Source organism: Lactococcus hircilactis, from assembly GCF_009601015.1.
GTDB lineage: Bacteria > Bacillota > Bacilli > Lactobacillales > Streptococcaceae > Lactococcus > Lactococcus hircilactis.
In genome coordinates, this window is record NZ_WITJ01000004.1 from 187,817 (window position 1) to 206,990 (window position 19,174).

Annotated in this window: 16 protein-coding genes, 14 tRNA genes and 1 rRNA gene; 3 read left to right on the forward strand and 28 right to left on the reverse strand. The window is 38.8% G+C overall.

Features of this window, described 5'->3' with window-relative positions:
* Positions 1–80 precede the first annotated feature (80 nt).
* On the reverse strand, positions 81–833 hold the full coding sequence (fabI, locus tag GHI93_RS03935; RefSeq protein ID WP_153495774.1) for an enoyl-ACP reductase FabI: 753 nt from the start codon (positions 831–833) through the stop codon (positions 81–83).
* Between the two features lie 199 nt (positions 834–1,032).
* On the opposite strand from fabI, the gene fabZ reads away from it, so the two are divergent.
* On the forward strand, positions 1,033–1,482 hold the full coding sequence (gene fabZ / locus GHI93_RS03940) for a 3-hydroxyacyl-ACP dehydratase FabZ (RefSeq protein ID WP_153495775.1): 450 nt from the start codon (positions 1,033–1,035) through the stop codon (positions 1,480–1,482).
* Between the two features lie 29 nt (positions 1,483–1,511).
* Here fabZ and GHI93_RS03945 read toward each other — a convergent pair whose 3' ends face one another.
* The 7 genes from GHI93_RS03945 to GHI93_RS03975 all read right to left on the reverse strand — a co-directional run bounded on the left by GHI93_RS03945 (position 1,512) and on the right by GHI93_RS03975 (position 8,470).
* Complete coding sequence (locus GHI93_RS03945; protein ID WP_153495776.1) at positions 1,512–2,117, reverse strand: TMEM175 family protein; 606 nt, start codon at positions 2,115–2,117, stop codon at positions 1,512–1,514.
* 215 nt (positions 2,118–2,332) lie between these two features.
* Positions 2,333–3,154, reverse strand: a complete 822-nt coding sequence (locus tag GHI93_RS03950; protein WP_246177014.1) for a transporter substrate-binding domain-containing protein — start codon at positions 3,152–3,154, stop codon at positions 2,333–2,335.
* A gap of 155 nt (positions 3,155–3,309) precedes the next feature.
* Positions 3,310–4,362, reverse strand: a complete 1,053-nt coding sequence (hisC, locus tag GHI93_RS03955; protein WP_153495777.1) for a histidinol-phosphate transaminase — start codon at positions 4,360–4,362, stop codon at positions 3,310–3,312.
* A 14-nt stretch (positions 4,363–4,376) separates the two neighbouring features.
* Positions 4,377–5,189, reverse strand: coding sequence for a transporter substrate-binding domain-containing protein (locus GHI93_RS03960; RefSeq protein ID WP_246177015.1), 813 nt, complete (start codon positions 5,187–5,189; stop codon positions 4,377–4,379).
* 150 nt (positions 5,190–5,339) lie between these two features.
* Complete coding sequence (locus tag GHI93_RS03965; protein WP_153495778.1) at positions 5,340–5,870, reverse strand: GNAT family N-acetyltransferase; 531 nt, start codon at positions 5,868–5,870, stop codon at positions 5,340–5,342.
* A gap of 44 nt (positions 5,871–5,914) precedes the next feature.
* On the reverse strand, positions 5,915–7,993 hold the full coding sequence (uvrB, locus tag GHI93_RS03970; RefSeq protein WP_153495779.1) for an excinuclease ABC subunit UvrB: 2,079 nt from the start codon (positions 7,991–7,993) through the stop codon (positions 5,915–5,917).
* A gap of 18 nt (positions 7,994–8,011) precedes the next feature.
* Positions 8,012–8,470: an RNA pyrophosphohydrolase gene (locus GHI93_RS03975; protein WP_153495780.1), complete on the reverse strand. Its 459-nt coding sequence runs from the start codon at positions 8,468–8,470 to the stop codon at positions 8,012–8,014.
* Positions 8,471–8,647: 177 nt separating this feature from the next.
* Between GHI93_RS03975 and def the strand changes: the two genes are divergently transcribed.
* Entirely contained in the window at positions 8,648–9,319 is a 672-nt protein-coding gene (gene def / locus GHI93_RS03980) for a peptide deformylase (protein WP_170272382.1), read from the forward strand.
* Positions 9,320–9,482: 163 nt separating this feature from the next.
* On the opposite strand, the gene gap is transcribed toward def, so the two are convergent.
* Positions 9,483–10,496: a type I glyceraldehyde-3-phosphate dehydrogenase gene (gene gap, locus GHI93_RS03985; RefSeq protein ID WP_153495781.1), complete on the reverse strand. Its 1,014-nt coding sequence runs from the start codon at positions 10,494–10,496 to the stop codon at positions 9,483–9,485.
* 122 nt (positions 10,497–10,618) lie between these two features.
* On the opposite strand from gap, the gene GHI93_RS03990 reads away from it, so the two are divergent.
* Positions 10,619–11,107 (forward strand): Rrf2 family transcriptional regulator, encoded by a 489-nt coding sequence (locus GHI93_RS03990; protein ID WP_153495782.1) that lies wholly within the window; start codon positions 10,619–10,621, stop codon positions 11,105–11,107.
* A 56-nt stretch (positions 11,108–11,163) separates the two neighbouring features.
* On the opposite strand, the gene GHI93_RS03995 is transcribed toward GHI93_RS03990, so the two are convergent.
* The 19 genes from GHI93_RS03995 to rrf form a co-directional block, all read right to left on the reverse strand.
* On the reverse strand, positions 11,164–13,413 hold the full coding sequence (locus GHI93_RS03995; RefSeq protein WP_153495783.1) for an ATP-dependent Clp protease ATP-binding subunit: 2,250 nt from the start codon (positions 13,411–13,413) through the stop codon (positions 11,164–11,166).
* Positions 13,414–13,463: 50 nt separating this feature from the next.
* The gene (locus GHI93_RS04000; RefSeq protein WP_021723450.1) at positions 13,464–13,802 is read right to left on the reverse strand and encodes a hypothetical protein; all 339 of its coding nucleotides are present in this window, start codon (positions 13,800–13,802) and stop codon (positions 13,464–13,466) included.
* Between the two features lie 471 nt (positions 13,803–14,273).
* Positions 14,274–15,623 (reverse strand): RNA polymerase sigma factor RpoD, encoded by a 1,350-nt coding sequence (gene rpoD, locus GHI93_RS04005; protein ID WP_153495784.1) that lies wholly within the window; start codon positions 15,621–15,623, stop codon positions 14,274–14,276.
* Between the two features lie 53 nt (positions 15,624–15,676).
* Entirely contained in the window at positions 15,677–17,572 is a 1,896-nt protein-coding gene (dnaG, locus tag GHI93_RS04010; protein WP_153495785.1) for a DNA primase, read from the reverse strand.
* Positions 17,573–17,779: 207 nt separating this feature from the next.
* A tRNA-Ser gene (locus GHI93_RS04015) sits at positions 17,780–17,867 on the reverse strand.
* An 11-nt stretch (positions 17,868–17,878) separates the two neighbouring features.
* Positions 17,879–17,952: transfer RNA gene (locus GHI93_RS04020), tRNA-Ile, on the reverse strand.
* A 15-nt stretch (positions 17,953–17,967) separates the two neighbouring features.
* Positions 17,968–18,038, reverse strand: a tRNA-Gly gene (locus GHI93_RS04025).
* A gap of 6 nt (positions 18,039–18,044) precedes the next feature.
* Positions 18,045–18,117, reverse strand: a tRNA-Phe gene (locus GHI93_RS04030).
* A gap of 11 nt (positions 18,118–18,128) precedes the next feature.
* A tRNA-Ile gene (locus GHI93_RS04035) sits at positions 18,129–18,202 on the reverse strand.
* Positions 18,203–18,216: 14 nt separating this feature from the next.
* Positions 18,217–18,290: transfer RNA gene (locus tag GHI93_RS04040), tRNA-Met, on the reverse strand.
* Between the two features lie 18 nt (positions 18,291–18,308).
* Positions 18,309–18,382: transfer RNA gene (locus tag GHI93_RS04045), tRNA-Pro, on the reverse strand.
* 3 nt (positions 18,383–18,385) lie between these two features.
* Positions 18,386–18,459: transfer RNA gene (locus GHI93_RS04050), tRNA-Arg, on the reverse strand.
* A 16-nt stretch (positions 18,460–18,475) separates the two neighbouring features.
* Positions 18,476–18,547, reverse strand: a tRNA-Gly gene (locus GHI93_RS04055).
* Positions 18,548–18,566: 19 nt separating this feature from the next.
* Positions 18,567–18,639, reverse strand: a tRNA-Thr gene (locus tag GHI93_RS04060).
* 25 nt (positions 18,640–18,664) lie between these two features.
* Positions 18,665–18,746 (reverse strand) — tRNA-Leu (locus GHI93_RS04065).
* Between the two features lie 30 nt (positions 18,747–18,776).
* Positions 18,777–18,849: transfer RNA gene (locus GHI93_RS04070), tRNA-Lys, on the reverse strand.
* A 20-nt stretch (positions 18,850–18,869) separates the two neighbouring features.
* Positions 18,870–18,942 (reverse strand) — tRNA-Asp (locus tag GHI93_RS04075).
* Positions 18,943–18,969: 27 nt separating this feature from the next.
* Positions 18,970–19,042, reverse strand: a tRNA-Val gene (locus GHI93_RS04080).
* Between the two features lie 5 nt (positions 19,043–19,047).
* Positions 19,048–19,163, reverse strand: a 5S ribosomal RNA gene (rrf, locus tag GHI93_RS04085).
* Positions 19,164–19,174 lie beyond the last annotated feature (11 nt).

The window sequence follows — 19,174 nt, forward strand, 5'->3', positions numbered from 1 at the left end:
TTTAACCCCCTCAAAGGCTCTGAATTTTTGTATGGCTTACGGCACATAAAAAAACTTCTGTCAGTACTGACAGAAGTTTTTTAGGTCAAATGAACCCCTTTATCCACATATATGATATCCCCGATTACACCAGAAGCGAGCGGACTGACAAGAAATGCTGCGGTTTGTCCGACTTCTTCAATCGACACACCAACACCATCAGCCGTGCGGCTGTCAGATTCTTTAATCAAATCTTTGTAACCTGAAACGCCAGAAACGGCAAGCGTTTTGATGGCTCCAGCAGAGATTCCGTTGACATGAACACCCACGTGCGCCATTTCAGCAGCAAGATAACGTACAGATGCTTCAAGAGCTGCTTTTGCAATTCCCATCACATTGTAGTTAGGAATGGCACGCTCTGAGCCCATATACGTCAATGTCACGATTCCAGCACCTTTATTGAGTAAAGGCTTAGCCGCTTTAGACACCGCAATCAAACTGAATGCTGAGATATCCTGAGCAAGTGCATAACCATCACGAGAAACATCTGAGATATTTCCGCCAAGTTCTTCTTTTTTTGAATAAGCAATCGCATGAACAAGACCATCGATTTTTCCAACACGTGTCTCAATCGTTGAAAATGCCCGACGAATGGACTCATCAGATGCCACATCACACTCAACAAGTAAATCATCTGCTTGAGCTAATTTTGCAAGTTGCTTTTCCATGCGTTCATTTTGATACGTGTAAATCAAGCTTGCACCTTGATCTTTCATTGCTTTTGCACAACCCCAGGCGATGGACTTATTGTTAGCCACGCCCATAACGACGATTTTTTTTCCTTCTAAAAACATAAAAAATAATTCCTTTTCTTGATAATAAAAAAATTGACAGTGTCCCTTTTTATTGGTAAGATAAGAAGGGACAATGTTTGATATATAAAAATACTTTATACATCAAATTTTAAATTAAATTAGCCAAAATGTCAAGGCTGACTTTATATTTACGATTTTTAGCGACTCAAAAGTTCGCTATTCCAGAAAGTGAGAAAAAATGACAAGAGTATTAGACGCTCAAGAAGTTGCAGCAATCATCCCTAATCGCTACCCGATTTTATTTATTGATTATGTGGATGAAATCACAGATCAAAAAATCATCGCTACAAAAAACGTAACCATTAACGAACAAGTTTTTAATGGCCACTTCCCTGGAAATCCAACCTTCCCTGGCGTTTTGATTTTGGAATCTCTCGCTCAAGCTGGCTCTATTTTAATCTTAACAAAAGAAGAATTTAAAGGAAAAATGGCTTATATCGGTGGGATTGACAAGGCAAAATTCCGTCAAAAAGTGACTCCAGGTGATGTGATGAAACTCGAATTTGAAATCACAAAATTCCGTGGAAAAGTCGGTGTCGCCACTGCTGCTGCCCTCGTTGATGGGAAAAAAGTAGCCACTGCTGAATTTACATTTATCGTTGATGAAGCAGCCACACAGACCAATTAATAAACCATGAGCATCATTTTGCTCATGGTTTATTTTTCGCGATTGTGTGAGCGATAAATCGCATAGCCCATCTCTGCACCCGTCCAGATCAAGGCAGTAAACGGGTAAATGGTCGTAAGTCCAAAAAACAAAAGGAATAACCCCCAGTAAGGACGACTTCTCAAATAGGATAAAACATTCATTTCATTGATTAATTGTGCCGCTGCTTTGGGATTTTCATGAATATAAACGTGTCCCATGTGCACAAAACTCACGCCCCACAGTCCAATCATCAGCATAAATAAAAGTGCTGGAGCTTTTGGTGCATGAGTGCCAAAAGCATCAAATAAGTTCATGGTTTGGCCAGTCCAAGCAGCCAAAACAGGGAGCATGGACAAATTCAACACCCACAACATCGTTGCAATATACATTTTTCTTGTGACGCGTTCTGCGCTCGCAAGCATGTATTGCTGATTAAACCAAGACGTCGTCACATAAATAAAACTCAATAAATAAGCAATCATATAAACTAAATTTTCACGTAAAAAATCCAAAATCAAGCCCGATTTTGGCGTGTGAAATTCTAATAACATGACCGTCATCACAACAGCAATAGCAGCATCAACAAACCCTGCTAAACGTGATTTTGAAACCATAAGAACCCCTCATTTTAACGCAATGATATCAATAAATTCGCACCACGACATGAAAAAATAGACAAAAAAGTGCGCACACTTTTGAAACTGAGAAAACCGTCAAATTTTTTGTCACTTTTGAGTGGTGTGACTTTTATTATATCAAATTCACGCGCATTTGGTATCAAAAAACTTCATAAAGCATAAAAAAAGAACGATCATGTTCTCTTTTTTCATCATTTTACTTTTTGTGATTCAGCATAATTTTTTTGGATGATCTGCTCTAATTCACCGCTAGATTGGAGGGATTTGATGACGCTATTGATTTTACTTTGAAGCGCAGAAGAGCCTTTGGTGATTGCAACGGCCATCCCTGGATTACTTTTTAGATTTGGAATTTTTACTTGAGCAATCGCAAGGTCTGGATTAGCAGAGACATAGCTTTTAGCAATCATATCCTCTAACACTGCACCATTGACCATGCCTCCTTTTACTTCATTGATTTCATCTCCCGTTGCGGCAAGCGAAACCAGCGTGGACCCTGTGATTTGTGAAGTGACTGCTTTTTCTTGCGTAGAACCTTTTTGTGCAGCTAATTTAGCCCCTTTAAAATCAGATAAATTGGTGTATTTTGCAAGTTCAGATTTTTTGACAACAATTTCATTTGTCGCATCATAATACACGTTTGAGAAGTCAAATGTTTTTTTACGATCCGTCGTCGCAGAAATTCCTGAAATCGCAAGGTCCGCTTTTCCTTGTGACAGCGTCGTCAAAACATTGTTAAAATCCATCGTACTGATTTTAAGTTTGACATTCAATTTTTTTGCAATCGCATTGGCCAAGTCAATATCAATACCAACGACTGTATTTTTCCCGTTTTTGATAGTTTGATATTCAAATGGAGGGTAATCTGGACTAACAGCTAGCGTTAAAGTGCCTTTATCTTGGATTTTTTTGATAGAAGTTCCTTGCGCATTACCACACGCGGCTAAACTTGCAACCGCGACTAATCCTACAAGTGCCAACATCATTTTTTTCATTTTTTTCATTTTTTTCATTTTTCCCTCACTTATTTTATTCATTTTTAATGAATAATCCTTGTTTTTCATTCAATATACGTATAATTATACGCTTTTATTTAATAATGTCAAGAATAATGCATATAAAAAAGGACATCCGTCCTTTTGATTTATTTCACTAACGTGAACCCGTTTTAGAGCAACACTTTTTTAAGAAAATTGAGGACGCAAATCATCTGATCATCCGTTCCAATCGTGATCCGAATCCAATCTGAAATACCTGGATGATCCCAATATCGCACAATGATGCGTGCATCATAGAGTTTTTCATATAACGTTTTTGCTGGCATCTTGTCAGTGCTGACAAAAACAAAATTTGCTTTGCTGTCAGTACTGACAAAACCTAAGCGATGCAATTCCTTTAAAAACCAGGTCCGTGTTTTGATTATTTTATTTATATTTTCAATCATTCCTTGATGATCATGCACACTGGCAAGTCCAATCTGCTGAGTGATCCTATCCACACAATAAGAATTAAATGAATTTTTGACATCGTATAATTTTTGAATCGCAAAAGGAGAACCTAAAGCATAACCAAGTCTGATGCCTGCTAGACTTCTAGCTTTCGAGAAAGTTTTTGTGATCAATAAATTCTCATAATCTTTTAATAATGAAACGGCGCTACACGAAGCAAAATCAGCATACGCTTCATCAATAATGACGACACTATCAGAATTCGTCAAAAGGAGCTGTTCAATAAATTCAAGCGGCTCAACAATGCCAGTGGGGTTACAAGGATTGCAAAAAATAATGCCCCCATTTTTCTCAGTATAATCTTTGAGTTGCATGTGAAAATTTTGATCGACATTTTGTTTTTTGTACGTTATCCCGTATAAATCACAATACGTCGTATAAAATGGATAAGTCACATCGGGAAGAAAAATCGGATCTGTACTATTAAAAAACGTCAGAAAACTAAGCGACAAGACCTCATCAGATCCATTTCCGATGAATACTTGATTATCATTTAGCCCATGCAACTGCGCTATCGCATGGCGCAGTGTATCAGCGTCTGCACTAGGGTATAAAGCAAGTTTGTCAGTACTGACAGCTTTTAACACTGCTGAAATATGACGAGAGGGAGGATAAGGATTCTCATTTGTATTTAATTTTATCATCTGATCAAAGTTGGGTTGCTCCCCTGAAACATAAGGTTCAACACTTCTGATTTTCTCTTTCCACGACATCTTACTTCCTCAACTTATTTGACAGATTTTGCCAATTCATAATTTTTTTGAACATTTTTTTCCATTGTCCCATCAGCAAGCATCTGAGTGATCACTTTATTAACCACTTTTGTCAATTGATCTGAATTTTTAGGGAGCGCAACGGACATCCCAAAATCATTTTTTAATGTTGGAATATCAATATTTGCGAGCGCCAAATCTGGGTTTGCGTCAACATAGCTTTTGGCGATTAATTTCTCAACGACAGCACCTTCGACCTTTCCTGTCTTGACTTCATTGACTTCATCTCCAATTGTAGCAAGAGAAATATCCGTACTTTTTTTCATGTCATTGAGGACAATTTTTTCTTGTAAAGATCCTTTTTGTGCAGCCACTTCTTTATTTGCAAAATCATCAAAACTTGTATATTTATTTAAATTTGATTTTTTAATGATAATGGAGTTTGGTGAATGATAATAAATTTTTGAGAAATTATATGATTTCGCCCGATCTTTGGTATAAGTGATCCCAGAAATCGCCAGATCTGCTTTTCCTGTTGAGACTGCCGTCAAGACATTTGAAAAATCCATGTTGCTGATTTTCACCTTTACTCCCAGTTCTTTTCCGATAGCCTTGGCTAAATCAACATCAGATCCGACCACGACATTTTTTCCATTTTGAATCGTTTGAAACTCAAAAGGAGGATAATCTGCTGACAGTGCGACGGTGAGCGTTTTATTTTTCTTGATGGTGTCCACTTGATTTTTAGCTGTTGAATTTCCACAAGCCGCCAAAGTCAGTGCTGCACCAATGGCCAGTGTGACTAATCCTATTTTTTTCATTTTCATTTGATTGACCTCATTTGTGTATTTTTATTTAATTGATATTGATAATTATACACTTTTTAAAAGAATTGTCAACTGATATGCATGAAAAATTCTGAAAAATTTGACAAAAAAAGCACCACACGTGTTTTGATGGTGCGATTTTCATTTTTTTTAAGAAAAATCATAATAAAAATGAATGTTTTGCTTTCCTTTTTGCTGCGTATGCTGATAAATCTTCGTATCCAAACCTCCAATCTCAAATCCGTAGTTTAAATAAAATTGGCATGCCGCGACATTATTATTTTGACCAATCGTGAAAAAACCGCGATAGCCAGCTGTTTTTGCAGTGAGTGCTGCCGTTTTTAAAAGTTGTTTTGCAACACCAGTTTTGCGAAATTTTCGATTCACTTTGAGATCATCTAAATACAAATAATGATTCCATTGCGCTCTAAAAATCGCTAATCCAACACATTTTCCTCCTTCAAAAGCGCCAAAAGCAAAACCCGTTTGATTTATCTCTGAGTACTGATAGTGCTCATCTGGAAATGTTTGATATTTTCTTTGATCTGCTGGAAAATTTTTTATGTGATAGGTCCAGTTTTTCTCATTTCTTTCAACAATCATCTCTCCAAAAAGTTCAAATGCTTCATTTTTTATAAAGAGTGCAGTTTCATTTTCTTGCGTGATCGGGATGATTTCCATTGATTGCTCCTTTTTGAATTTTTTAATGTTTTATCTCAAAACACTTAATCCATCGCACGAATTTCAAGCACCATATCACGCAATTGCGCAGCAGCTTCGAAATCGAGTGCGCCAGCGGCTTGTTGCATTTCTTTTTCGAGTTTTTTGACCAGCAGTTGACGCTCTTTTTTCGTCATTGCTTGTGCGTCCACCTCTTCTACTTCACCAGTTGGCGTTTTTTTGGTGATCGCAATCAAATCTCTGATTTCTTTGACAATCGTTTTTGGAATAATCCCGTGTGCTGTATTATAAGCCGTTTGAATTTCACGCCGACGACTTGTCTCATCAATGGCTTTACGCATGGATTTTGTGATCTTATAGTTTTGTCCATTGACTTCATAAAAATAACCCGCATCGAGAATTTCTTGATCTGCTGCTTTAGTTTCATCTAAAGGTTTGTCCATGTCTGCATACATGATGACATGACCATTGGCATTTCTTGCTGCACGTCCGATGGTTTGAATCAACCCACGTTCATTTCTTAAAAATCCTTCTTTATCTGCATCAAGAATCGCGACTAAAGAAACCTCAGGCACATCAATTCCTTCTCGCAAAAGATTGATCCCAACAAGAACATCAAAGGTTCCAAGACGTAAATCTCGAATGATTTCTGTCCGTTCAAGCGTTTTGATATCTGAGTGCATGTATTTGACTTTGACTCCCATTTCTTTGAAATAAGCGGTCAAATCTTCTGACATTTTTTTGGTCAATGTCGTAACAAACACGCGCTCATTGCGCTCAACACGTGCATTTATTTCTCCTAATAAGTCATCAATTTGTCCCATTGATGGGCGGACCTCAACTTCTGGATCAAGTAATCCTGTTGGCCGAATAATTTGCTCAACAATTGTCTGAGTTTGCTCCATTTCATAATCCCCAGGAGTGGCTGAGACATAAACAATCTGGTGCACATGACTTTCAAATTCTTCTCGTTTTAGTGGGCGATTATCGAGAGCTGAAGGGAGACGAAAGCCGTAATTACAGAGCATTTCTTTTCTGGCGCGGTCTCCATTATACATTCCTTTGACTTGTCCCATCGTCATGTGACTTTCATCGATCATGATCAAAAAATCATCTGGAAAAAAATCGAGTAATGTGTATGGAGGCTCGCCTTCTGAACGTCCATCCATGTGACGTGAATAATTTTCTACTCCATTACAATAGCCCATTTCACGGAGCATCTCAATGTCATAATTCGTCCGTTGTTCTAAGCGCTGTGCTTCAAGAAGTTTTCCTTCATCTCGGAATTTTTTGAGTTGATCTTGTAGTTCAGCTTCAATTTTGGCAATGGATTCTTCCATTCGTGCATCATTGGTCATAAAGTGGGTTGCAGGAAAGATTGCCACATGATCGACTTCTGAAATGACTTGCCCTGTCAACACTTCGATTTCTCGGATGCGATCAATCTCATCTCCAAAAAATTCAACGCGAAAAGCGTGTTCATCACGAGAAGCAGGGAAAATTTCTACAACATCGCCACGCACACGAAACGTGCCACGCTGAAAATCAATATCATTGCGCTCAAATTGGATGCCAACGAGTGCATTTAATAAGTGATCTCTTGATATTTCTTGATTGGGACGCAATGACACAACAGAATCTTGGTACTCTTTTGGAGAGCCTAACCCATAGATACACGAGACTGATGCAACAACAATCACATCATTGCGCTCTAAGAGCGAGCTTGTTGCACTATGTCTGAGTTTATCAATCTCATCATTCACCGAGCTGTCTTTTTCGATATAGGTGTCTGAACTTGGGACATATGCTTCTGGTTGATAATAATCGTAGTATGAGACGAAATATTCTACTGCATTATTGGGAAAAAATTCTTTAAATTCGCTATAAAGTTGACCTGCAAGTGTTTTATTGTGTGCCATTACAAGCGTTGGTTTGTTATTTCTTGCGATCACTTGACTCATGGTATAGGTTTTTCCTGTTCCAGTTGCCCCACGCAAAATTTGTGCTTTTTCACCGTTTTCGATATTTTCAACCAAAGCATCAATCGCTTGCCCTTGATCTCCTGCTGGATTGTATTTGCTGACCAATTCAAATGTATTGGTTGTAATTCGATCTATTGCCATTTTTTTAGTCCTTCTTTTTTATTTTATCCTGTCTTCTTGTGTGAGAAAATAGCGGAGCGCCGTATGATAAACGTTAGTTTTAAAGCCAAAATCGGTCTTTAAAATTCTGTCAGCACTGACAAACGTATAGCGCAGAAATTCGATCTCTTCTGGATGCGTGTCAAGGCGAATGATGGCTTGTTTTTGTAATTGAACCAGAAAATACTGCTGTTCTTGTCCTTTATACGTCCAGGTCGGAAAAGTCATTGATTTTGGAAAATCGTAGGTGAGAAGTCCTGGATATGTCGCAAGAATATCCCATTCATCCGTTCCAATTTCTTCTGATAATTCTCTTTTTATGGCATCTAATGCGGATTCTCCAGCTTCAATGCCACCTTGAGGAAATCCCCAACTCATCCGATCAAAACGTTCTCCCAGCCATATTTTTCCGTCTTGATTCAGGATAATGGCAGCGACATTTTTTCTGTATTCACTCATTTTTTCTCCTTTTTCAACGCTCATTGTTGCACCCAAAATGCTGTCAGTACTGACAAAAAAATATTTTTCCCATCGGAGGTTTTTGTGCGACAGTACTTCTTAGTCCATTTTAACATTTTGCGCCCCAAAATATGGTATAATAATACTAGTCGAAAAAAGAATTAAGGAATTATAAAAATGACTGGAAATGAAATTAATGAAAAGTTGTCAGCACTGACAACAGACCAAATACAAGCTAATCTGATTCAAGCAAGTCATCAGATTGATATGGATGATATTGTTCGTGAAGGTTTTCCAACATTGCGCGAAGTTGCAAACGAAGTGAGTTTGCCATTGTCTGATGAGGACATTCGCTTAGGTGAAAAAATGATGCAATTTCTACACAACTCACAAGATCCCATCATTGCTGAAAAAATGGGACTGCGTGGCGGTGTCGGTCTTGCTGGAAATCAATTGGGACTCATGAAAAAAGTCATTGCCGTCCTCGTTCCAAACGAACCTGAACACGATGAAGCAGGTCAGGTGATTCCACCAAAAGAAGCTTACAAACTCCAAGAAATCATGTACAATGCAAAAATTGTGAGTCACTCTGTTCAAGATGCTGCACTTGAGACGGGCGAGGGCTGTCTTTCTGTTGATCAAGAAATCCCAGGATTTGTCGTTCGTCATGCGCGTGTTACTGTTGAGTACGTCAATAAAGCTGGCGAGAAGAAAAAAATTCGGCTTAAAAATTTTGAATCCATGTGTGTGCAACACGAAATTGATCATACCAACGGGATCATGTTTTATGATCATATTGATCTCAAAGAACCTTGGGCAATCAAAGATGGAATGCTCGTCATCGAATAAATTATTTTTCTGTCAGTACTGACAGAAATCAAAAACGAGGTCAAATTTAATTTTGATCTCTTTTTTATCCATCACAACTAAAAACGAATCGTCTTAAATCCAAAAATCTGACGTTTATCTGCATAAAAAATTTCTGTCAGTACTGACAGAAATTTTTTTGTGCTTATTTTGCCAATTTTGCAAAGTACTCTAATGTGCGAATCAATTGCGCCGTAAAACTCATTTCATTGTCGTACCACGCCACGGTTTTGACCATTTGAATATCCCCTGCATCAACAATTTCAGTCTGCGTTGCATCAAACAAGCTTCCGTGTGTATCGCCGATGATGTCACTGCTGACAATTTCATCTTCAATGTAGCCAAAACTCTCCGTCGCTGCTGCTTTCATTGCTGCATTTATCTCCTCAACGCTCGTCTTTTTCTCAAGAATCGTCGTCAATTCTGTTTCGGATCCTGCTGCGGTTGGAACGCGTTGTGCGTGTCCTTTCATCTTTCCTTGCAAATCAGGAATGACCAGTCCAATCGCATTGGCCGCACCAGAAGTCGTCGGAACAATATTGAGCGCAGCAGAGCGCGCACGACGCAGATTCCCTTTATGATGTGGTCCATCAAGCAACATCTGCTCACCTGTGTAGCTGTGAACGGTCGTCATTTCCCCTACGCGAATGCCAAACTTATCATTCAACACTTTAGCCATTGGAGCTAAGCTGTTCGTCGTGCATGACCCTGCTGAAATCACTGTCTCACTCCCATCCAAGATGTCATGATTCACATTAAAGACAACCGTTTTCACATCATTTCCACCAGGAGCTGTGATGATGACTTTTTTCGCACCACCATTTTCATGTAAATGTTTTTCAGCACCCGATTTTGTTGCAAAAAAGCCGGTCGCTTCAAGCACGATTTCAACGCCAGAAGCTGCCCAATTGATCTTTTGAGGATCCCGTTCTTGAGTCACCTTGATGAATTTTCCATTGACAAGAAAACCACCGTCTGAAACTTCTACATCGCCATCAAATTTTCCTTGTGTGCTGTCATATTTCAGCAAATGCGCAAGCATGGCTGGATCTGTTAAATCATTGATTTGTACGATTTCTACACCTGCTACATTTTGAGCACGACGAAGCGCTAAACGCCCAATCCGACCAAAGCCGTTAATTCCAACTTTTACAACCATTTTGAATCTCCTTTTCTTTTAGAGCTATTCTTTATCTCTAATATCATTATAGCCTTTAAGTTTTATTCTGTCAAGAATAATGTTATAATAAATATAAAAAATATCCCGAATTGGAGAAAAAAATGAAATTATCCTCTGGCTGGGAGCAGTCTGTTTACGTCTTACTAATTCTTGCACGCTTTCCTGACAACCGCTCCATGAATTCAATCATGCTTGCAGACCGACTCTGTGTCTCCCAAAGCTATCTCAAAAAAATTATCAAATTACTTGTAAATGAAGGTTTAATCACCTCAACAACTGGAAAAAATGGCGGATTTTCTCTGGCAAAACCTCTAAATGAAATCACTTTCTATGACGTTTTTCTTGCGATTGAAGGCCGTGGAAAGATTTTTCAAAGTCAACAACTCCTCAAAAATTTTCTCGGCAGCGAAAGTGACAAAGCAAAACCTTGTGCCATCACAAATGCCCTTGATACGATTGAAAACACGCTCGTTAAAACCTTATCTGCGATCACATTAGAACAGGTCGAAAAAGAAACCCAAGCCAATTACGAACTCAAAGATTTAGACCGTTGGATTTGGGAAACGAACCATCCAGATGCTTACGATTAATACACGAAAAGACAAAAAAAGCACCGTCACATCACGCGTAACGGTACTTTTTTAATTTATTCTGCTTCGACTTCATGAGTATCTGAATCTGCATTTTGTATTTGATCACTCACATTAGAAATCACGATTTTATCATCCATGACATCAGCCACCAACGCTTTATACTCAGGATGCTCGATATAAAAATCAGCAATCGCATCTTCAATATGATCTTGAATGGTTCGACGCAATGGACGTGCCCCCATTTTTGGATCATATCCCAAATCAACTAATTTTTCTTTTGCTGCTTGAGTTACTTCAAGATGAATGTCGTTGCGACCAATCTGCTCATTTACCTCATCGAGCATCAAATCAACAATATGAAGCAGATTTTCTTTACTCAATGCACTAAATTCAATGATTCCATCGAAACGATTCATAAACTCAGGACTAAAGAAATTTCCCAATTCCCCAATCACAGAGTTTGTACGCCCCTCTCTTGCCGCACCAAAACCAACATTGGCCTCAATTTTTCCAGTTCCTGCATTTGATGTCATGATAATGATGGCATCTTTAAAGCTGACGGTACGCCCTTGAGCATCTGTCAATCGGCCATCATCCAAAATCTGTAAAAACATGTGCATCACATCTGGATGCGCTTTTTCGATTTCATCAAGTAAAATCAAGCTATAAGGATTCCTACGAACTTTTTCAGTTAATTGTCCTGCTTCTTCGTATCCGACATATCCTGGAGGCGCACCAACAAGTTTTGCCACACTATGTTTTTCCATATACTCAGACATATCAAACCGAATCATGCTCTCCTCTGATCCAAATAATTCGAGTGCAAGTTGTTTAGCAAGTTCCGTTTTTCCAACCCCTGTCGGTCCAACAAAAAGAAATGATCCAATCGGACGATTTGGCTTTCCAAGTCCCACACGAGAACGGCGCACTGCTTTTGCTACCTTATCAATCGCCTCATCCTGACCAATGACGTGTGCTTTGAGATCCTCAGCCAGATGAATCAATTGTGTTTGCTCTTTATCTTTCAAATCACCCACTGGAATATGTGTTTTTTGCTCAACAATCGCCTCAATATCTTTGTCAGTAATGACAGGCGTTTCCTCATCAGAAATTTCATGATTTTGAAGTTCTCTCAACTTAGAAATCTGATCACGGAAATGAGCTGCTTTTTCAAAATCTTCGGTGCGCATTGCTTCATTTTTTTGTGCTTCAGCTTGTGCAATCCGATTTTTGATATCCTCTGGATCAACAAATTTTAACGTCAAATTTTTCTTTGATCCTGATTCATCGAGTAAATCAATCGCCTTATCTGGCATAAAACGATCTTGGATATAACGGTTAGACAAATGTGCTGCTGCCTCAATCGCTTCATCAGTGTATCTCACATGATGATAATCTTCATAACGTTTTTGAATTCCTTTTAAGATGATGATCGTTTCTTCAACAGAAGGTTCATCCACCTTGACAGGTTGCATGCGTCGCTCAAGTGCCGCATCTTTTTCAATGATCCGATATTCATTAAGTGTCGTAGCACCAACCAATTGAAGTTCCCCGCGTGCAAGCGCAGGTTTAAGGATATTTCCTGCATCCATATTACCATCGCCGGCAGAACCAGCACCAACAATTTCATGAATCTCATCAATAAATAGAATCACATCATTGCGTTTTCTGATTTCATCCATCAATTTTTGCATCCGCTCTTCAAATTGTCCACGAATCCCTGTTCCTTGAACCAAAGAAACCACATCCAAACGAATGACCTCTTTATTTTGCAATTTTTGTGGAACATCTCCATCAACAATTTTTTGCGCTAATCCTTCAACCACAGCGGTTTTACCCACACCAGGTTCACCAATCAATACTGGATTATTCTTAGTCCTGCGATTAAGAATTTCAATCACGCGCTTAATTTCTTCATCACGACCAATGACAGGATCAATTTCACCACGACGTGCGGAATCTGTAACATTAATTCCAAATTCCTCAAGCATTCCTTTAGGTTGTTTTCCTCTAGGATTACGCGGTGGTTGCCCTCCTGGAAAACGACGTCCAGACTGCGTTTGTGGTCCTTGATTTGGCATTTCATTGCCATGAAGCGCACTGAAAATGTCATTAAACGGATTAAAAGGCTCTTGTGGATTACCATCTCCTCCATTACTTCCTGTACTAAAAAGCGCCTCTTGTCCCCCTGATTTCATGATTTGATAACAGTTTTGGCAAAGATCCGTTTGACGTTTTTGACCATTCACATTTGTATAGAGGTGAATAGTTGCCTCATTAATTTTGCAATTTTGACAAAGCATACGCTTCCTCCTTTTAATTTTCAGTAATTAATTTTAAACTAATTTTCCCTTCACGGTTTGGAAGGAGTTAATCTAAAATCAGGACCAACTTCGATGTAAAGTTTTTTATATTTGAAATTTCTTGTGGTGATGACTAGAACTCGCTCATTATTTCGGACATCCCAAAACTCATTTTCACCGTTTTCTCTGAACCAACCGCCATAGTACCAAGCGTTAGTTCCTGCTACTTTTTTATAGAATTTTGGTTTTTTCATATCAGAAACAAGTTGAACAGATTCCAAATTTTCCGGGTCAATCTTGATATGTTTTCTTAAAGAAAGAACTTTTCTTGCTCCTCTAAGTTCAATATCAATGCCACCATTTTTTTCAAAATAAACAGTAGTCGTCATTTTCTCTCCTTATTTATAATTTAAGTGATAACCGTTACTTTCATTTTACATCAAATTTAAAAAATCAATAAATCATTTCTCCCTTTTAAAATAAAAAGTTTGACCTTTTTTGACCTTTAATAATTTTATTATAATCATTTCTCACAATATTAGCAAATAATTTGATTTTCATGAGCATTTTTTTCTGTCAGTACTGACAGAAATTTCCCCATGCGATTTATGAGTTACGCATAGTATAGCAGTCAACAAACCACTTGTCAAGAAAAATTTTATATCAAAAAAATTTTCTGTCAGCGCTGACAGAAAATTAAAAACTCAATTTTTTCTTATTTACTCAATTCACCTTCATCAATTTTCTTATATAATCGATTTTGATGAACTAAGATATAAATTGAAGCAAGAATGGCAATCCCAGCAAAAGCATAAACAATAAAACTTACAGCATTTCTACTGTAAGTTTCATCCTTTTATTTACATAAAATCACGCAAAGGTTTGCTTCGTCTTGGATGACGCAGCTTTTTAATTGCTTTTGCTTCAATCTGGCGAATCCGCTCCCGAGTCACTTTAAATTGTTTTCCGACATCTTCAAGCGTGTGCATCCGCCCATCATCAAGTCCAAAACGCATCCGAAGCACATTTTCTTCCCGATCCGTCAGCGTATCCATTACCTCATCAAGCTGTTCACGTAAAAGCACCCGATTTGTATAGTCCACTGGAGATTCAATCACATCATCTTCAATAAAATCTCCCAAATGAGAATCATCTTCTTCACCAATTGGAGTTTCAAGTGATACTGGTTCTTGTGCAATTTTCAATACTTCACGTACCTTGTCAGGTGTCATGTGAAGTTCTTTTCCGATTTCCTCAGGAGAAGGATCACGTCCCAAATCCTGTAAAAGATTTCTTTGCACACGAATTAACTTATTAATCGTTTCAACCATATGCACAGGAATTCGGATCGTTCTTGCCTGATCAGCAATCGCACGTGTAATCGCTTGACGAATCCACCATGTCGCATATGTCGAAAATTTAAACCCTTTAGTATGGTCAAATTTATCCACGGCTTTCATCAAACCCATGTTTCCTTCTTGAATCAAGTCCAAAAATTGCATGCCACGTCCAGAATAACGTTTTGCAATGGAAACCACCAGACGCAAATTCGCTTCTGCGAGCATCTGTTTTGCCATTTCAGCACCTTCACCACCAGCAATAATTGCCTCAGCCAATTTCGTTTCTTCATCAAGCGAAATCAAAGGATAACGTCCAATTTCTTTAAGATACATGCGAACAGGATCATCAATTCGAACATTTGTTACAATTTCATCCATCGCATGATCTGAAACATCATCCTTTTCATCTGTTTCCGCAGCTTTTAAAGCCAGTGGACTAGGATTTCCATCAGCATCCACAATCGAAATTCCTGCATCTTGGATTTCTTGTAATAAATCCTCAATCGCATCAGATTCCAGACCAAATTTAACAACCAAATCATCCGTGATTTCATCATCTAAAGCCTGACCAAAAGGTTTACGTTTTGAAATGTAAGCTTTCACTTCTTTTTCAAATGCTTTCACATCAAAATCAGATGTTTCTACTGTTTCTTCATCTTTAGCAGATGCTTTGACAATTGTTTCCATCCGCTCAACAACGACTGGCTTAATGTTCAACGCCTCAAGAAGGCGCTTTTCTTCATTTTCAGTCACTGAACTAGAATGTGATTTGACCACCATTTGTAATTCTCTTGCTTTTTCGACAAGTGCATTACTGCTCACCCCAGTTTCTTTAGCAATTTGGTTAATTCTCTTCTTATTTTCAGCCAATTTACCCCTCCTCATCGGTGTAAAATTCTCACAATTATCTTTTTATCTAATGATCATTTTATTTTTTTCTTTTGATTAATAATCTGAACCGTTAATTCCAATTCGCGCTCCATATTTCCTGCTTTATGCGCCTCATCCAATGCTTTAAAAAGTTCATCTAATTGACTCACCACTTGATCATTTTCAATTTTTTCAAGCAAATCATCAATTTCATGCCCCGAAAGCTCCTGAGGTAAATCCAAACTGATAATCTCATAAAAAAGTGCTCTCAAATCCTCATCCAACGTCATTGCAAAATGATTTGGATCAAGCTGATCAAAACTCATTGCTTCAATCATTATTTTTTCAAAAAGCAATTGAAAATTCTGATGCACAAACCTAAACGCTTCATCTTGAGCAAACCGTTTTAAAACCGAAGGGTGATAAATCATCCGATGAATCAAATGCTCCTCTGCAATTTCAACAGCGGCGTGACGATTTGTCTGCTGATCCAACGCGCTTTTTGCCGTTTGTCCTTGTCCATTAAACGCTTGATTCTGCCGGTTTTGAGGTGCCTCAAAAGCTTCAAAATAAGAATCATCTGGAAAGTCAGGCGCTGGTGGAATCATTTCGTCATCATGACTCAAAACATCCGTAACCCCTTGGTTTTTATTTCGAACATTTTCACGCCTCAAATTAACGGCATTCTCTACTTGATTATACTCGAAATCAGGCAAAATCTCAACTAATTTTCTTATAAACGCATCTTGAGCAGTAATCGATGAGACCTGAGCAATCATTGGTGCAATTCGATCAATAAAATCAATTTGTGATTGAAGTTGAGCTAAATTTGAAGGACGTAAGAACTCAATTAAAAATTCAATCGGATGAATCCGACCTTGCTTCATCAACCGTTCCAATTCCACAGGACCATAATGTTTTTGATAATCGTCAGGATCCATTTTTTCAGGAATTTTCACAATAGTAACATCAGATTCACCAATTAATTGCATGGCTTTATAAATCGCATTTTGTCCAGCATCATCTCCATCATAAACTAAAACAAACTGATTTGCGACCTTTTTTAATCTTCTGACATGCTGCTCCGTTAAAGCAGTCCCCATAGATGCCACCACATTTTGAATTCCCGCCTTATCTGCTGCAATAACATCCATAAATCCTTCCATCAAATAAACTTCATGATGTCTTGAAATAAAAGGCTTCGCTTTATCAAAATTCCACAATTCAAAAGATTTATCAAAAACAGGAGTTTGAGAAGTATTAATATATTTTGCTTTAGAAGTATCTTGACTTTGCCACTTTCTTCCAGAAAAACCAATCGTCTGTCCAAATTCATTCATGATTGGAAACATGATTCGATTTGAAAACGCATCAAAAACCTTCTGATTTGAAAAATGAAAAAGTCCAGAATTTGCCATCACCTTTTCATCAAATTTCGATGAAAGATTTTGAAAAATAAAATCATTTTCATCAGGGGAAAGCCCTATATTATATCGCTTAATTAGCTCCTGCGTGATTCCACGTTCTAAAAGATACGCTCTAGCTTTCTCCCCTAGCTCCGTGGACATCAACACAATATGATATAACCTCGCAGCTTGATTATTCACATCTAAAATGGCCTGATTAGGATTTTCTTTTACTTGATTTTTCTCAGGAAGTACCAAATTAACCCCAGCAAACGAAGCCAATTCCACTACCGCATCCTTAAAGCCGATTTGCTTATATTCCTTTAAAAACTCGATTACATCACCCGATTTACCACATCCAAAGCAATGATAAAATCCCTTTTCAGCATTCACATTGAATGAAGGCGTTTTTTCCCCATGAAACGGGCACAATCCCAAATAATTTTTTCCATTTTTAGAAAGCGCAACATATTGTGAAATCACATCCACAATATTCACTTTACTTTTTAAATCTAACAACGCTTCGCTATTTAATAAAGCCATGAATTCCCCCAATCTAAAAATCACGCTAAAAAAGAAACGCTTCACCTGATAGTATTGAATCTCCTTGTATCTGTTTAACAATCATATGACCTTGCGTTCTCATACAAAATTAAAGCACACCGCCAGTGTACATAAATAACAATCAATTGTCAACAATCAGCATAAAAGATAAAAAAAGCCTTATAATAAGGCTAACTAATAAACTTAAGGGGAGTAAGAGATTCGAACTCTCGCACCGGTTTCCCGATCTAACGATTTAGCAAACCGTCCTCTTCAGCCACTTGAGTAACTCCCCAGAGTTTAAAATGGGAAACTCAGGATTCGAACCTGAGACCCCTGCGTTATCAACACAGTGCTCTAACCAACTGAGCTAGTCTCCCAAAATATTCAATTAAAGCGGATGACGAGAATCGAACTCGCGTAGCCAGCTTGGAAGGCTGGGGTTCTACCATTAAACTACATCCGCAAAAAGTGGCGCGGGACGGAATCGAACCGCCGACACATAGAGCTTCAATCTATTGCTCTACCAACTGAGCTACCGAGCCAAAAAACGCAATGGATCTTGCAGGACTCGAACCTGCAACCGCTCGGTTATGAGCCGAGAGCTCTAACCAGTTGAGCTAAAGATCCAGCACAAATTTTTATAGCGACGAAGGGGATCGAACCCCCGACCTTTCGGGTATGAACCGAACGCTCTAGCCAGCTGAGCTACATCGCCTAGATGATAAATCACCAATCGGGAAGACAGGATTCGAACCTGCGACACCTTGGTCCCAAACCAAGTACTCTACCAAGCTGAGCTACTTCCCGTTATGCAAGCAGTAGGATTCGAACCTACAACCGTCTGATTCGTAGTCAGATACTCTATCCAGTTGAGCCATGCCTGCAAAATATTATTAATAAAGCGAACGACGGGATTCGAACCCGCGACCCCAACCATGGCAAGGTTGTATTCTACCACTGAACTACGTTCGCAAGTAATTTCTTACTAAGATGCCGACTACATGATTCGAACACGCGACCCTCTGATTACAAATCAGATGCTCTACCAACTGAGCTAAGTCGGCTGAGTTGGATTTCTTCCTCTTGAGATGCGGATGAAAGGACTTGAACCTTCACACCTTGCGGCACTAGAACCTAAATCTAGCGTGTCTGCCAATTTCACCACATCCGCTTTTACGATATCCTCTATCGCTTAGATGGATGACCCGTGCGCGGCTCGAACGCGCGACCCTTTGATTAAAAGTCAAATGCTCTACCAACTGAGCTAACGAGTCTTTCTTCGTATTCCTACGAACGGTCCCGACGGGATTCGAACCCGTGATCTTCGCCGTGACAGGGCGACGTGATAACCGCTACACTACGAGACCTATTCATTTTAAGGTTGAACAACCTAATGGGAGTTAACGGGATCGAACCGCTGACCCTCTGCTTGTAAGGCAGATGCTCTCCCAGCTGAGCTAAACTCCCAAGTGACTTAGCACCGACCCTATCTTGCAGGGGGCGACCCCCAACTACTTCCGGCGCAGAAGGACTTAACTACTGTGTTCGGCATGGGAACAGGTGTATCTCCAACGCTATGGGCACTAAATCATTCTCGAA